Origin of the sequence: Limisphaera sp. 4302-co, assembly GCF_049537155.1 — a bacterium.
Classification (GTDB): domain Bacteria; phylum Verrucomicrobiota; class Verrucomicrobiia; order Limisphaerales; family Limisphaeraceae; genus Limisphaera.
This window is the reverse complement of sequence record NZ_JBMVQZ010000003.1, coordinates 45,553-58,671: the sequence shown is the minus strand read 5'-3', so window position 1 is coordinate 58,671 and position 13,119 is coordinate 45,553. Positions and strand designations below refer to the sequence as shown.

10 protein-coding genes are annotated in these 13,119 nt (G+C 67.1%); 5 read left to right on the top strand and 5 right to left on the bottom strand.

Annotated elements, in window-relative coordinates; translation table 11 throughout:
- Positions 1-11 precede the first annotated feature (11 nt).
- Entirely contained in the window at positions 12-986 is a 975-nt protein-coding gene (locus ACPDIX_RS04095; RefSeq protein WP_423430510.1) for an energy-coupling factor ABC transporter permease, read from the bottom strand.
- Between the two features lie 162 nt (positions 987-1,148).
- Between ACPDIX_RS04095 and ACPDIX_RS04090 the strand changes: the two genes are divergently transcribed.
- Together ACPDIX_RS04090 and ACPDIX_RS04085 are read left to right on the top strand one after the other, a co-directional pair.
- Positions 1,149-1,892, top strand: a complete 744-nt coding sequence (locus ACPDIX_RS04090) for a YggS family pyridoxal phosphate-dependent enzyme (protein WP_423430509.1) — start codon at positions 1,149-1,151, stop codon at positions 1,890-1,892.
- A gap of 95 nt (positions 1,893-1,987) precedes the next feature.
- Positions 1,988-2,332 (top strand): hypothetical protein, encoded by a 345-nt coding sequence (locus ACPDIX_RS04085; RefSeq protein WP_423430508.1) that lies wholly within the window; start codon positions 1,988-1,990, stop codon positions 2,330-2,332.
- Positions 2,333-2,418: 86 nt separating this feature from the next.
- On the opposite strand, the gene ACPDIX_RS04080 is transcribed toward ACPDIX_RS04085, so the two are convergent.
- Positions 2,419-4,563: a TonB-dependent receptor family protein gene (locus tag ACPDIX_RS04080; RefSeq protein WP_423430507.1), complete on the bottom strand. Its 2,145-nt coding sequence runs from the start codon at positions 4,561-4,563 to the stop codon at positions 2,419-2,421.
- A gap of 171 nt (positions 4,564-4,734) precedes the next feature.
- Here ACPDIX_RS04080 and ACPDIX_RS04075 point away from each other — a divergent pair, with 171 nt between their 5' ends.
- A complete protein-coding gene (locus tag ACPDIX_RS04075) occupies positions 4,735-6,819 on the top strand; it encodes a right-handed parallel beta-helix repeat-containing protein (RefSeq protein ID WP_423430506.1) in 2,085 nt (694 codons plus the stop codon).
- Positions 6,820-6,886: 67 nt separating this feature from the next.
- Here the strand turns inward: ACPDIX_RS04075 and ACPDIX_RS04070 are convergent, their stop codons facing one another.
- Entirely contained in the window at positions 6,887-7,960 is a 1,074-nt protein-coding gene (locus ACPDIX_RS04070) for a hypothetical protein (RefSeq protein ID WP_423430505.1), read from the bottom strand.
- A gap of 8 nt (positions 7,961-7,968) precedes the next feature.
- Positions 7,969-9,057 (bottom strand): two-component system sensor histidine kinase NtrB, encoded by a 1,089-nt coding sequence (locus ACPDIX_RS04065; protein ID WP_423430504.1) that lies wholly within the window; start codon positions 9,055-9,057, stop codon positions 7,969-7,971.
- A gap of 373 nt (positions 9,058-9,430) precedes the next feature.
- Here ACPDIX_RS04065 and fmt point away from each other — a divergent pair, with 373 nt between their 5' ends.
- On the top strand, positions 9,431-10,468 hold the full coding sequence (gene fmt / locus ACPDIX_RS04060) for a methionyl-tRNA formyltransferase (protein WP_423430503.1): 1,038 nt from the start codon (positions 9,431-9,433) through the stop codon (positions 10,466-10,468).
- Positions 10,469-10,614: 146 nt separating this feature from the next.
- Entirely contained in the window at positions 10,615-12,030 is a 1,416-nt protein-coding gene (locus ACPDIX_RS04055) for a S8 family peptidase (protein WP_423430502.1), read from the top strand.
- 53 nt (positions 12,031-12,083) lie between these two features.
- On the opposite strand, the gene ACPDIX_RS04050 is transcribed toward ACPDIX_RS04055, so the two are convergent.
- On the bottom strand, positions 12,084-12,992 hold the full coding sequence (locus ACPDIX_RS04050) for a type II secretion system protein (RefSeq protein WP_423430501.1): 909 nt from the start codon (positions 12,990-12,992) through the stop codon (positions 12,084-12,086).
- Positions 12,993-13,119: the final 127 nt, after the last annotated feature.

Sequence of the window (13,119 nt, the reverse complement as noted above, 5' to 3'; positions counted from 1 at the left end):
GGACACACCGTTCACGGGGTGCGACGTTGAGAAGCGGGCTGACCGGCTTGGGGGCCGGAGGCCGGGCGAACGAGCCAACGGCCGAGCAGGAGGGCAAGGAGCAGAACGACGAGCGTTCCGGTGACCCCGGCCAAAGCGACGGTGAGGACCGTATGGCTCATGCCGGGCACCGAATAATCGGGCATGGGGGCCGGGAGATGAGCAGTGGCACGATCGGCAAAGCCGAGGTGCTCGGCCACCTTCTCCAGACCGTCCGGCCAACTCGACGCCCAGGGGGCCAGCAGCACGGCCAGGGCGAACGACACCGTCAGACCCCAGGTCCACAGATCGCGGGCCCGGCCGGACCGCGAGACGGGAGCCGCGTGTGAAAGGAGTTCCGGCCGGAGCCTGGCCACGGTGGAGAAGACGAGGGCGCTGATCAGGCCTTCGCCGAGGCCGATGAGCGCGTGGATGCCGGTCAGGGCGGGCAGGGCCAGGGAAAGTCGGACGGTGCCGGACGCAGCCAGTTCGCACGCGCAGGCCGCGGCGGCCAGGACCATGGAAAACCAGCCGCCGAAGGCCACGGCTGCGACGCGGCCGGCCATGCCGGGCACCACCCGCACGACCGCCTGGGCGGCGCACCAGCCTCCCACGGCTCCCACCACACCCATGTTGAGGATGTTCGCGCCGAGAGCGGTGACGCCGCCGTCGGCAAACAGGAAACATTGCACGACCAGCACCGCCGTCATGACCACCACCGCCGCCGCCGGTCCCAAAAGAGAGGCCACAAGCACCCCGCCCACCAGGTGTCCGGAGGTTCCTGCCACGACCGGGAAATTGATCATCTGCGCGGCAAAGATGAATGCGGCGCCCAGGCCCAGCAAAGGCACACGGGCGGGCGGCAGGTCCCGCTGGGCGCGGTGCAACGCCAGGCCGACCGCGCCGGCGGCCAGGGCCGAGGTGACAAGTGCGGTCTTCGGATCCAGGAAGTTGTCCGGGATATGCATGCTCGTTTCCTTCGCGCGGCCCGGACGGTTTCATATGGGCCGGTGGCAACGTAACACCCGGTCCGGCGGGGCGTCAACGATGCCCGGCAGCGCCCGGCCGGGCCGGCGGCGCGCGAGCCTGCGCGCTTTGCGCAGCGGGTGCCGGGCGATAGGATCGGTGCCATGGACTGGGCCGAGCGCATCGGTGCGAATCTGGCAGAGGTGCAATCGCGAATCCGCAGGGCGTGCGAGCGGGCGGGACGGGATCCGGCGGAGGTGCTCATCGTGGCGGTGACCAAGACGCATCCGCCCGCGGCGGTGGAAGCCGCGCTGGCGTGTGGACTGCGGGTGTTCGGTGAGAACCGCGTGCAGGAGGCGCGGGCGAAGATCCCGCTCTGTCCGGGATCAGCCCGCTGGCATCTGATCGGTCACCTGCAGACCAACAAGGTGCGGGAGGCGGTGGGGTTGTTTGAAATGATTCAGAGTGTGGACAGTTTGAAGGTGGCCACGGAGATCCAGCGTCGGGCCGAGCAGGCGGGTCGGCGGGTGCCGGTCCTGCTGGAGGTGAACGTGGCGGGGGAATCGAGCAAGTTCGGTTACGCACCGGAGCGGTTGTTGGAGGAACTGGAGGCGCTGAACGGCCTGTCGCGGTTGGAGCTGCAGGGGCTGATGACGGTGCCGCCGTGGTCGCCGGATCCGGAACGCGTGCGGCCGTATTTCCGGCGGTTGCGGGAGTTGAAGGAGGCGTGTGAACAGCGGCTGGGGGTGTCGTTGCCGCATCTGAGCATGGGCATGAGCGGGGATTTCGAGGTGGCGGTGGAGGAGGGTGCGACGATGGTGCGGCTGGGGACGGTGTTGTTCGGGCCGCGCACGCCGGCGGTGCGTGCCGGGGGCGGGGAGGAGGGTGCGGGAGGGACGGGCGATTGAAACGTCCCGTCGCAGGCGCGGCCGGTGGTGGGGATCGGGGCGGGACCCGCGGGCCGGCCGCTTGAGTTTCGGCCGGTCGCGTTTAATCTGGCATTGTGACGGTGGATGATTTCAAACCGGAGATGGAAGAGGCGGTCCGTGCGTACGACCGATTTGTGGTTTGCTTGGAACGCCCCACGCCGGATTTCGAGCGGGCCCTGCGTTCGTTGGTTTCGCGGGCGATTCAGGCGTATCAGAACCGGGGTCCGGGGATGCGCCACGGCATTGCCTTGGACAAGCACGTGACGGTGATCCTGAGTGTGTCGGACACGGATCGCCCGCTGTGCGGGATTTACTTTAATTTGCACTCGCCCTACCACGGCAAACCGTTACCGAAGACTGTGAAGGAGATCCGCCCGGGTGCGGCCGAGGGCGGCGGTGCGGGCGAGGGAGAACCATGAGGGCCGCGGGGCGCTGGGAGCGCCCGCCGCGGCCCCGGTTCCGGGGTATGGCGAACCTGCCGGAAGGGTGCGGCGTTTCAAGACCTTCAGAACCACCGTACACGCAAGCCGATGTAGAAGTTCCGCCCCGGCATGGGCTCGATCCCGTCGCTGCGAACCCGGGAGAAGTACTCCCGATCGAACACGTTCTGGATCCCGGCCAGCAGACGGACCTGGTCCCGGTAAACCGCGGCTTCGGCGGTTAGATCCCAGACGGCAAAGTCCGGTATGCGATCCAGGCCCACGCTTCCCGGCTGGTTGCTGTCCTGCCAGTACATGGCGTCCACGTACGTCCCGACAAGGGCGATCTTGAGACGATCGTTCCATCGCCCGATCAGGCCGGTTTTCAGGATGAAGTCCGGTGCGTAGGCCGGCGTGCGTCCGTCGTTGCGCCCGCCGGTAAACTCGGCGTGCAGGAGGGCGAAGCTGCCGAACCAGGTCCAGCTCCCCCAGGCAGGATCCACCGGAGCGGCCGTCAGGGATTCGACGAACGAAACCGGCTGGAACTCGAGACTCGTTTCCCACCCGTAGTGGCGCGCCTGTCCGGAGTTGGAGCGTTCGAAGTTGCCCCCGCCCAGATCACGGTTTTCGATCACCCCGTCGTAGTCGGTCCAGAACACGCTGGTGTCGTAGGCCAGCCAGTTGCGAAGGTTGCCCCGGAGACCCGTTTCGAGCGTGAGGGTGCGGCCTTCTTCGAGGTCCGCCGGAGCCTGCTGGGTGTTGCTGGTGGGATTGACCAGGTCGTCATAGCGGGGTGGACGATATCCTTGGGAAACGTTGGCGTACCAGCGATGGGACTCGTGCACGTCCCAGGTGATGCCCAGGCCGAAGAGGGGCACGGCCCGACGGAACGTTTCATCCATCAGGGGCCGGGTGACCTCCTGGTTGAAGTTCTCCTCGACGGACGTTTCGAGCAGCTCGAGGCGGAAGGCCGGGATCAGGCCCCACCGTCCCCACTGGAAACAATTCTCCGCGAAAAGGGCGCCGTATAGCGAGTGACGGTCCAGATCGAACCGGGGTTCCCCGTGCAGGCTGGTGCCCAGCCCTGGTGCACGTTCGCGGCTGCGCGGGCTGCTGGCGGCGTACAACACGAGGCCGCCCGTGAACTGATGTTCGCCTCCGCCGGCGAGCCAGTCGTGGCGCATGCGCGTGTCCAGGCCGGCGAAATCGAAGATCTGCTGATCCAGGTTCATGAAGGTGCCGGAACCGTTCTGGCGGCGGCTGAGGCGGTCCTGATGGCCGGCCCAGGTCTTGACCGTCAGGCGCGTTTGGTTTGCCAGGGACCCTTCAAGGGTCAGGCTCGGGACGTAGCGCTCGACGAAGAGGCGGTCCAGAGGTTTGACCGTCTGCTCGCGGTCGGCCCGGTATTCTGCCAGGCTCAACCGGCCCGGTTCACCTGCTTCGGAGGAATACCCGTAGAAGTCCAGGCGCAGGTTCCACCCGGCGTTCAGCGGGACCACGATCTTCGCCTGGCCCTGGAAGACGGAATAATCCGAGTTGGCGTCGCGGAAGCCATCGCTTTGGCGATGGTGGAAACCGGCCAGATAGCCCACGTCCGAAAGTGTGCCGGACAATCGCGTGTAGGTTGAATAGAGTCCCCGGGAACCGGCCAGGTGTCGCGTGTCGAGTTCGAAGGAAGTTGCGGCGGCGGGGTCGGCCGTGACGTAGTTCAAAACCGGGCCCGGCTGGGGACCGTAAAGCAGGGCGGACCCACCGCGAATCAGTTCCACGCGTTGGACGCTCTCGAGGGGAGGCGTGTAGTAGGCGGTGCTGTAGCCCAGCCAGTCCGAGGAGATCGGCACGCCGTCCTGAAGGGTGAGGAGGTACTCGGATTCGTGCGGATCTCCGATGCCCCGGTAGTTCAGGTTCACATGGCCTGGCGTGGCCATCTCGGAGACCAGCAATCCGGGCAGGAGGGAGAAGGCTTCCCGATAGTTGTTGTTGGCCACCGGCGGGAGGACGTCCAGAACCGCCACGGAGGTTTTCTTGCCCTGGTAAACGTGGGTGTCCCGTACATCAGGCAGGGCACCCTCGGCCGGGACGATGCCGCGGACGATGACCGGTGGCAGCGTGCCGGGAATGGCTTGTTCCTGCGCGGTTGCCGGATACAGGCCGGTCCATCCGGCGAGTACCGCCAAGGCAAGAGCGCCAGACGAGTTGGGTTCGGTCCGCTTCACAATCGCGTGTGTCATGCCAGCCAGTATAGGGATGCGCCGGGCGGGCGCTTGCGGTGGGTTGCGATTTTTTGTCGGTCGGTTGCAGTGTCGGGCGATTGCCCGGTTCGGCTTGCACCGGCGTGGCGGGGCGGGCAGGGTGCGGTGGCGCGGGGGCAACCCCGGTCGAGGCCGGACAGCAGTGGGAGAATGAAATCGATTTGCATGGTGGGACTGGTGGCGGGATGCGTGAGCTGGGCGACGGCTGCCCCGCTGGTCCTGCACGTGTCACCGGCGGGCGACGATCAGCATCCGGGCACGGCGGCGCAGCCCCTGCGGACGTTGGAAGGTGCGCGAGCGGCGGTGCGGGAGTTGAAACGTACCGGCGGGCTGCCGGCGGATGGCGTGGAGGTGCGGATTCACGCGGGGGAATACGCGGTTGGCGAACCGGTGGTTCTGACACGGGAAGACTCGGGCGAGCCGGGCCGGCCGGTGGTCTATCGGGCGGCCGGTCCGGGTGAGGCACGGCTGTTCGGCGGGGTGCGTCTTCGGTCGTTTCGTCCCGTGGAGGAGTCGCCGGTGCGGGAGCGGCTGCCGGAGGTGGCGCGGGCGCATGTCCTTGAATGCGACCTGCGGGCGGTGGGGGTGACCCATTTACCGCCGCTGGAGCTGGGCGGATTCGGCAGCGGCCGTGGCTTTCGGACCCATCCGGTGATGGAACTCTTCTTTGACGGCCGGCCGCTGCCGATGGCGGGTTGGCCGAATCGAGGTTTTGCGCGGACGGGCGCCGTTGCGGAGCCGCGGACGCTGCAGGCGTGGGATGGCCGGCCCGGCTCTCCTGAGGGTCGGTTTCGGTTTGCTGACGATCGGCTGCTGCGCTGGTTGGGGGAACCGGAGCTGTGGTTGTACGGCTACTGGTTTTGGGATTGGGCGGATTCCTACGAGAAGGTGGAGCGCGTGGATCCGGAGCTGCGGGAGATTCATCTGGCGCGGCCGTGGCACCGGTACGGGTTTCGCCAAGGGCAGCGGTTTCGGGTCGTGCACGCCCTGAGCGAGCTGGACGAGCCGGGGGAATGGTGGATGGACCGCCGGCGCGGGTGCGTGGTGTTCTGGCCACCGTCGGATCCGCACACTGCGGTGGTGGAGTTGTCCTGTGCGGCGGGGCCGTTTCTGGAATTGCGGGAGGTGTCGCATGTTCGTTTCGAGGGGCTGCGGTTCGAGTGTGGTGCCGGGGACGGCGTGGTGGTGATCGGGGGCGAAGACGTGCGATTCGAGGGGTGCCGGTGGCGCAATCTGGGTGGCATGGGCCTGGAGATCCGCGGGGGGCGCGGGCACGCGGTGGTATCGTGTGATTTTGAGCAGCTGGGCCGGGCCGGTGTGTGGTTGTCGGGCGGGGACAGGCGACGCCTGGAGCCCGGGGCGCATCGGGTGGAGAACTGCCGGTTTGCTCATCTCTCGCGGGTGGATCACACGTATACCCCGGGGATCTGGGTGGACGGCGTGGGGCACCACATCCGGCACAATCTCTTTCACGACCTGGCCAGCAGCGCGATTCGGGTGGAAGGCAACGATCATGTGGTGGAGTACAACGAGGCCTTCCGGGTGGTACTGGAGTCGGATGATCAGGGGGCGGCGGACATGTGGGGCGACCCCACCTATCGCGGGAACGTGTTCCGGTTCAATTACTGGCATGATCTCGGTCCGGGCGAGGACCCGGCGAATCGCGGCCACCGGATGAGGGCGGCCATCCGGTTGGACGATGCGATCAGCGGTGTCCTGGTCTACGGGAACGTGTTCCAACGTTGCGGCCCGCAGGATACGCACTTCGGCGGCGTGCAGATCCACGGGGGGAAGGACAACCGGATCGAGGGCAATCTTTTCGTGGACACGCCCGTGGCGGTGAGTTTCACGCCCTGGGGCGACCCGCGCTGGCAGCGCTTTGCCAGCAACGCCTGGCACACGGCGCGGATCGATCGGGAACTTTACCTGCGGCGGTATCCCGAACTGGCCGCTTTGGAGGCCGATGCGGATGCCAACCTGGTGCGGAGCAATGTGACGGTGCGTTGTCCGCGGCTGCTGTTGCGCCCGTCGTCGGCTGTTCGGGTGGAGGCCAACGCGGAGCATCCGGAAGAGACGGCCTTCGCGGCGAGTCCGGATGGGCGTTTGCAGTGGGATCCCGCCGCGGCACAGCGGTTGGGCGTGGCACACATTCCTTTTGATCGCATCGGCCTGTACGAGGACCGCTGGCGGGTGCGGGAGGGGACGGGCTGGCGCTGGCGCGCTGCAGACCCTTGAGGGGTGGCGGTTCCCCGAAGGCCCGGCTCCGTTGGCGCAGCGCCACGCTGGAGGGCTTGTGAAGGGCTCATCCGCCGGGGGCGACCGATTGCTCGGCAGAGAGATTCGAGGAGTCGGCAGGCCGGGACCGGCGCAGCCGGTTCAACTGCCAGAGCAGCGGTTTGCGTCCGGTCGGGTCCAGTTCGAGCAGCACCCAACCGCCGCCGCGTTCGATCTGGATGCCGGCCAGCGAGGGACAAAGCCGCACGTGGAACCGCTGCCAGGTACGGGCCCGACGCAGGGCCGAGCTCATGCGTTCGATGCTGGTGCCGAACCATGGCAAGCGGGGCATGCCGGCCAGCAGGCGGCTTTTCCAGAGGATCCACTCGGAATGCAGGTGCCCGATCACGGTGAGTTCGATCCGGTCCAGCCGTTGCCGCACGGCGGGCAGGCTTTCCAAGAAGGGCAATGCGGAGGGATCGTGACAGAACAGGAGGATCCGCCGGGTTGAGGCGGTGGTCTCGAATGCCTGTGTGATCAGGCCCAGGTGCACCGCACGGGTTTCCTCCCAGAGCGGGCGTTCCTCCGGGAGCATGTCCCTGGCGAACAAGGGCAGGGCAACGAGGGTGGAAGTGACGGCGATGAGGCGGTACACACCCAGGTCAGAAGTCCAAAAGGAATGAAGCCCCAGCTGGTTCGTGGCCAGCTGCCAGCTTTCCCAGCGCAGCCCGCCGTAGTGACCGAAGAAGCTGAGCTTGCCGAGCTCGTGATCGCCGAGGACGAGGTGGAGCCGGCGGGGGAACGCGGCGCGAAGTTTTTCCAGGCAAAGCCGTGCGCTCTCGTAGGTGCCGGGATCGCTCAGGCCCAGGCTGGCGGTGTCGGCGGCGTAATCGCCGTTGACCACGGCCCTGTCACAGCCGGCGGCGCGGGCCTGTGCGAGGAAGAGGTCCAGCAGGGCGTTGTTGCCGAGGGGATGACGCATCCAAAACCAGTGCCGCCAGGCGCGCAGGGCGGCGCGCTGGAGCCGGTTGGGGATGCGCCGGAGATCGGTGTCCTCGCCGCGGGCCTGTTCGATCGGGCCGGCGAAGTGGATGTCGCTGGCCAGGGCCAGTCGGACAGGCCCGTTGCAGGGTGGGCAAGGTGCGGATCCGACCGGCGGCATGAGCGGGATCAACCCGGTGGTGCGGCCGGGAACAGGATGTGAAAGGTTGTGCCGCGCTGAAGTTGGCTTTCGACGCTGATGGCGGCCTGGTGTTCTTCGAGGATCCTGCGTGTGATGGCCAGACCCAGGCCGGTGCCTTCGCGTTTGGTCGTGAAGAAGGGTTCGAACACCCGTGGGAGGTCTTCCGGGGCGATGCCCGACCCCGTGTCGGAGATGGTGACGCGCAGTCGGGGCGGCCGGCCGCCTTCGCGCAGCGCACCGGCGGGTTCGTCGGCGGGTTCTCGCGCGATTTCGAGGGACAGCGTGCCTCCGGAGGTCATCGCCTCGATGGCATTGATCAGGAGATTCACGAAGGCCTGTTCGAGCTGGTACTCGTTACCCACGACGCGATCCTCCTCGGTCTGGTACTTTCGTTCCAGCCGGATGGACTTGAGCCGGAGCGGTTCCTGGACCAGCCGCAGGGAATGCTCCAGGATGTCGCGGAGGCGCGCCTGGCCGGCCTGCTGGCGGGGAGTGCCGGTGAACCGCAACATCTGAAGGATGATGGACTCGATTCGTTTGAGCTCCCGCAGGGCCACCGTCCCGAGATCGGCGGCGGATTGCCCGGCTTGAACGAGCTCGACGTAGGTCTTGACCGCCACGAGCGCGTTCTTGATCTCATGAGCCACACTCGCCGCCAGCGTGCCGATGTTGGCCAGACGATCGAGCCGGACCAACTCACGTTCGACCCGTTCCATCGGCCGGAGATCGTGCAGGGAGAACCAGTGCAGACCGCTGTCCTGCGGGGGGAGCTCGCCCAAACGACTGACCCGGCAGATGAATCGGTCCGCGCCGACCTGCCAGACGAGTTCGGCCTCGGCGGCATCCGGCGCGCTTTGGAGGAAATGGCGCAAGGGCTCGGGCAGTCGGGCCAGGGGCTGGCCGGCCAGGTCGGCCGGCGTGCCTCCCAGAAGGCGGGCGGCCGCCTCGTTGAGCCAGGCCAGGCGCCCTTGCCGGTCTGCGGCCAGTAGCCCGCAGGGAAGGCAGTCCCGGAACACCTCGCTCAACCCGAGGCTCGTTGCACTGACGCCGCTGTCGTCGTTGATGCCGTCTGCCATATCGCGATCATGCGATGCATCGGAGTGCGCCACCCGGCGGTGCCGCTTCCGGATGTCCCTGTGCCGCGCCGGAAACCCGGACCGCTGTTTGGCTGGAGGACGCTCCCGTCATGGAAGGGTCATCCGGACAACCGCCGGAGGTGTGAGTCGCACGCCTCGTCCATGCTAGACCGCATTTCTTAAGGTACAAACAAAAATTGTGCGCACCCGGATTTTTGTGCGGTCCAACGACGGCGGTCGCCGTCCCGAGGCGTGTGCACCGCCGAGTGGTGTGTCTCCGGGTCGCCTCAACGTGCCGTGACGGGGTGTGCCCGGGCGGGTGAAGAGGGTTTGGACTTTTCGTGCCGGGGAGTTTGCCGTTGTCTGGGCGGAGGTGAAACCGGTGCGCTGTGTGTACGTGGGCACGGCGGAGATCGCGTGCCCGAGTCTTGCCCGGTTGGTGGACTGGCCGGGTGCGGAAGTCGTGGGTGTGGTGACCCAGCCGGATCGGCCGGCGGGGCGCCATTTGCAGCTCCAGCCCTCCCCCGTCAAGCGGCTTGCCTTGGAACGGGGCCTCCCGGTACTGCAGCCGCAGCGGGTGCGCGAGCCCGGGTTCCTTGATGCGCTGCGGGCCTGGGCGCCCGAGCTCGTCGTGGTGATGGCCTTCGGACAGATCCTGCCGGCGTCGGTGTTGCAGCTGCCACGATATGGGTGCGTGAACCTGCACGCTTCATTGCTGCCAAAGTATCGGGGGGCGGCACCGATCCAGTGGGCACTGGCCAACGGAGAGACGGAGACCGGCGTGACGTTGATGCTGATGGACGAGGGGATGGACACCGGTCCGATCCTGGCCCGGCGTTCCCTGCGCATCCAACCGGGGGAGACGGCAGGGCAACTACACGATCGGTTGGCCGAACTGGCGGCCGAATTGTTGGTGGAGGCACTGCCGGAGTACCTCGCAGGTCGGTTGACCCCGCAACCCCAGCCCGCGGAGGGGGTGTCGTATGCGCCGAGGTTGCGGAGGGAACACGGTCGGATTGACTGGAGCCGTCCGGCTGTGGAGATCGAACGACGGATTCGAGCGTTCGATCCCTGGCCGGGCAGTTTCACTTGGTGGTGGCCGCGGCCCGAGGGAGATGAGGTCCCGGACGCTCGCGAACGGTCCGATGCCGGGGGCGGTCGGCGGCGTCCCTGCCTGGTGAAGATCTGGCGGGCCTCGGTGGAGGAGGGCGAGGGTCCACCGGGCCAGGTCTTGGCGAGCGGTCCGGCGGGGGTGGTGGTGGCATGCGGGGAGGGCGTGTTGCGCGTCCGAGAACTCCAGCGCGAGGGGGGGCGGCGCCTGGCCGCACGGGAATTCCTGGCAGGGCACCCGATTTTACCGGGCGACCGCTTCGGACCTGAACCGCCCGGGGCGAGTCGGGATGGAGAGTGAGCCCGGGGGCCTTGGCTGCCCCGGGGAGCAGGCAACCCGCACGGGGCTTGGAGGCGGCCCGGTTGCGCGGGTACGTGAAACCGGCGCCGGCGAAGCGCCGCGGGATTTCTTGGGTCAGCACGACGGGTGTGCTACGTTCAGGCACCATGTTCGGTCGATACCGGTGGAGGTTGGGCGCCACGCTTCTGTGGGTTGTCCCGTTGGTTCTGTGGCACGCCCGGGTGGTGTGGGGCTCCGGCGCTCCTGATCCGGGCGGGCCGCGACGGCTTGCCTGGGACACCCTTCGCAACCGGGTGAGTGCCGATCTGCGCGACGTGTCTCTGGACGCGGTGCTGGAGGAAATCGCCACACAGACCGGGTGGCGGGTCTGGGTGGAACCGGGCATGACCGGCCGGGTTTCGACGCGGTTCGAGGATCTGCCGCCGGGTGAGGCCCTCCGGCGGTTGTTGGACCGGTTGAACTTCACGCTGATCCCGCAGAGCAACGAGCCGCCGCATCTGTACGTCTTCCGGACCTCCATGCAGGACGCCACCCGACCTGTGCCGGCCCCCGCCCCGGATGCGCATTCCCGGAGTGCCACCAACCGGATCACGAACGAGTGGATCGTGCGGGTGAAACCCGGAGCCGACCCCGATGCCCTGGCACGGGCGGTGGGTGCCGAGATCGTCGGACGGATCGAGGCGTTGCGAGCCTATCGGTTTCGGTTCGCGGATGCGGAGGCGGCCGAGCGGGCGCGGCAAAGCCTGCTGGAGAGCGGCGACGTGGCCGCGCTGGAGGCGAATTTTCCCTTGGGCCAGCCGCCGGCTCTGCAAGGGGTGTGGAGCACTTCGGTGGGGCTGCCGCGGATCACACCCCGGGAAAGGGATCCGAACGCACCGTTGGTGGTGGCCGTTGTGGACACCGCGGTGCAACCGTTGCCCGGTCCCTTGAACGAGTTCCTTCTCCCAACCCTGCAGGTGGCGGAGCCCGGGGGGGCCTTGCCGGATGCCCCGACTCACGGCACCGCCATGGCCCAGACCATCCTGCGTGGCTTGGAAGCGGCCGCCGGGCCCAACTCCTCCGTGCGACTTTTGCCCGTGGACATTTACGGCGGGCGCGACGTGACCTCGACCTTCGACCTGGCGCTGGGGGTGTACCGTGCGGTGCAGGAGGGCGGTGCCCGGATCGTGAATTTGAGCCTGGGCGGCGAGGGTGACAGCCCTCTGTTGCACGAGCTGATCCGGCAGGTGAGCGACGGCGGTGTGCTGGTGGTGGCCGCGGCCGGCAATCAACCCACCACTGCTCCTGTCTATCCCGCTGCTTATCCGGAGGTGGTGGCGGTCACGGCCGGCGACCGATCGGGCACGATTGCGCCGTATGCCAACCGGGGTGATTTCGTGGACGTGGTGGCGCCGGGTGCGAGCGTGGTTTATTACCAGGGCCAACCGTTCCTGGTGGCCGGTACCTCGGCAGCAGCGGCTTTCACCAGCGGCGTGGCGGCAGGTTTGGTCGAGGGCCGCCCCGCCAGGGCAGACGAGATCGTCACCGCGCTGAAAACCATCCTGGGCGCGCCCAAACACTGACCCCGAGCCGGCCCTCGAGGAAGGTCTTCAGGCTTTAGAGATAGCCGCGGAGCTTATTGGACTCGGGCAGTGGTACGTTCGGCGATCCAAGCCCAGTCGGGGCTACCGGGTACGGCGCGGCGCGCCACGTTGTTGCCGATCACCTGGGTCCTGCTGTCCCGCCACTTGTGGATCTCCGAATGCCCGTCCGCAAAGGCGAATCCTGCCCCAAAGTTGTGGTAGGTACCGGGCCAATCGATCCATTCGGGAGTTTGGACGCCCACGGCGAAACCCGCATCGTTCAGGCTTCTGTCATCCTCGTCGAGGATTACCCACGTCATCGCCGGACCCGGGCGGGTGAAATCGGTGGTTTTGCCGTACGTGAGATAAGGGCTCCCGCGGCGATGGGTATGTGCATTGTTCAACCATGGTCCATTCGTGGGACGGTCTGGTGGGCCACCGTGACCGGAACCACCCGCGTCGAAGACCCGACAGATCGTTCCCACAGCCTGGCTCATGGCAATGGTACGGGCGGCGCGGACGGTTTGACCCCGTTTGGTGGGGTCGGGGCCACTGTAGAACCCCGATCGCTTGTCGGCCGGACAACGGAAGATCTCGATGTTGTTCCCGATGTACGGGGCCAGCAAGGTCCGCTCAGGGTCGCGCAACACGTCCGGGTTGAACTCTTGGGCTCCGCCTCGACCTGCCTGGCCGGCGCACCAGTTGTGCCCAATAACGACGTTACCGTCATCCGGATTGGGCGGCAGCAGCTCGCGATGATCCGATGCGTAAAGTGTAATGGCCTTGATGATCTGGTTGCCGTTGTTCATGCAATAGATGCCCTGGGTTTTGGCCTTGGCCTTGCTCAGGGCCGGCAACAGCATGCCCGCCAGGATGGCGATGATCGCAATGACCACCAGAAGTTCGATGAGGGTGAAGCCGCCGTTAACACGGCCCCAACGGGTTTGCTTCTCGGGTCGCATGGTTGAGACTGGTCGTCGTGTTTCAAACCGCTGCTCCGCAGCAACAGTGGCCACCAACTGCAATCCACCCTAGTCCTGCCTTTCGACCGTGTCAACGGTATCGGCACGGGACTGCCGGTCAGGGAAG